The 1,557-nt window shown below is 64.5% G+C and carries 2 protein-coding genes; both read right to left on the reverse strand.

Annotation, left to right across the window (positions count from 1 at the left end; all coding sequences use genetic code 11):
* Positions 1–41: 41 nt before the first annotated feature.
* Positions 42–668 (reverse strand): YecA family protein, encoded by a 627-nt coding sequence (locus HEQ16_18215; GenBank protein MCO4055939.1) that lies wholly within the window; start codon positions 666–668, stop codon positions 42–44.
* Positions 665–1,557 (reverse strand): IS66 family transposase (locus HEQ16_18220; protein ID MCO4055940.1); only part of this gene is annotated, 893 nt, incomplete at its 5' end. The genes HEQ16_18220 and HEQ16_18215, both read right to left, overlap by 4 nt.

The following is a 1,557-nucleotide window of genomic DNA, read 5'->3' on the forward strand; positions in this document are numbered from 1 at the left end:
AGCATCCCACCTTCCGGCGCACGATATTCGTGCAAGGCGGATCAGCGACGGCGTGATTGGCCGGCCGGGATGAAGTGGTAGTGGTGCCGGATCGCGGCGACGACGGTTGGAATGCCCTTCCACGCTTCGGCATAGACCGCTTTTGTCTCCGCGCTCGGCTGCGGTCGGCCCAGATAGGGTTTGCCTCGGTCGTCCTGGCAGTAGAGCAGGATTGGCAGCATTTTCTCGTGGAGGGGATGGGACGGATCCATCGCTGTCTTCCAGTCTGCTCGGTTCAGGTTGACCGCGGCGAGGAAGCCCTCACACCAGTCTGCCGGCCAGATGTCACCATTGCCCCGACGCCGATGGTGCGGCCTGATGATCGTGCGGTTGGTGAGTTCGGCGCCGATGCGGTTGAAGCGGTCAGCCGCAGCCTTCATGGCAGCGAACTCCGGCGTGCCGCCGACATTGAGCGCGCCGTGCTCGAGCGCCAGTGCCTTAAGCAGTGCGCCGATCAGGTCAAGACCAACCGGACCGGCGGCAAGCGCGGTGATGAAGCCGTCGAGCATGGCAAGGTTTGTGGTCAATGGCCCGATTGCGCGGCGCGCCTGCAGCCAGCGATCGAGTTCCTTGTCCTCCATGGCCCGTTCGGGTGCCGGGGCCTGGGCGGCACTGCGTTTGGTTGTCATGCCGCCAGTCTTGCAGGCTCGCGCGCCGCTTTCCAGTTCCAGACGAGCAACTGGTCGAGATCGGTTGCCTTGACGTCCCCGCTGACGATCTTCTCGAGGACATCGTTCAGCCAGGTGAAGGGATCGACGTCATTGAGCCGCGCGGTGTTGAGGAGGGAGGCGAGGATCGCCCAGGTCTGCGCCCCGCCGTCATTACCGGCAAAGAGAAAATTGCGTCTTCCGAGGGCAACCAGGCGCATGGTCCGCTCGACCGTGTTGCTGTCGACCTCGAGCCGTCCATCATTGAGGCAGCGCGTCAGCCCCTCCCAATGACCGAGCGTGTAGCGGATGGCCTTGGCAAGGTTCGACTGCCGGGACAGTCCCATCAGCTCGGCCTCGAGCCTTGACTTGAGGTCGGCCATGAGTGGGGCCGTATGGGCCTGCCGCCATGCGCGCCGCTCCTCAGCACTCTTGCCGCGGATACGGCCTTCGATGGCATAGATGGCGGCGAAGCGCCTGATGATGTCGGCCGCGATCGGGGAACTGGTCTGCTGGTGGACCTCGACGAACTTGCGCCGTGCATGGGCCAGACAGAAGGCGAGCGTGATTGGACCGCCCGTGCGGTCGGGATGGGCCAGCTTCTTGTAGACGGCATAGCCATCGACCTGCAGAAGGCCCTGCCAGTCGGCCAGTTGTGTCTCGATCTCCCGATGACTGCGTCCGTCGGCATGGATGTAGACCACTGCCGGTGGGGATGGCCCACCCCAGGGCCGGTCATCCATGACATGGGCCCAGAACTGGGCCTTGTGCGTTCGCTTCAGCCCCGGTCTTCGCACCGGCAAAGGTGTCTCGTCGCAGAAGATCCGGTCGGCGCGGTGGACCGCAACCAGAAGGCGCTCATAGAGGGGGC

Origin of the sequence: Bosea sp. (in: a-proteobacteria), from assembly GCA_023910605.1 — a bacterium.
Taxonomy (GTDB): Bacteria; Pseudomonadota; Alphaproteobacteria; order Rhizobiales; family Beijerinckiaceae; genus Allobosea.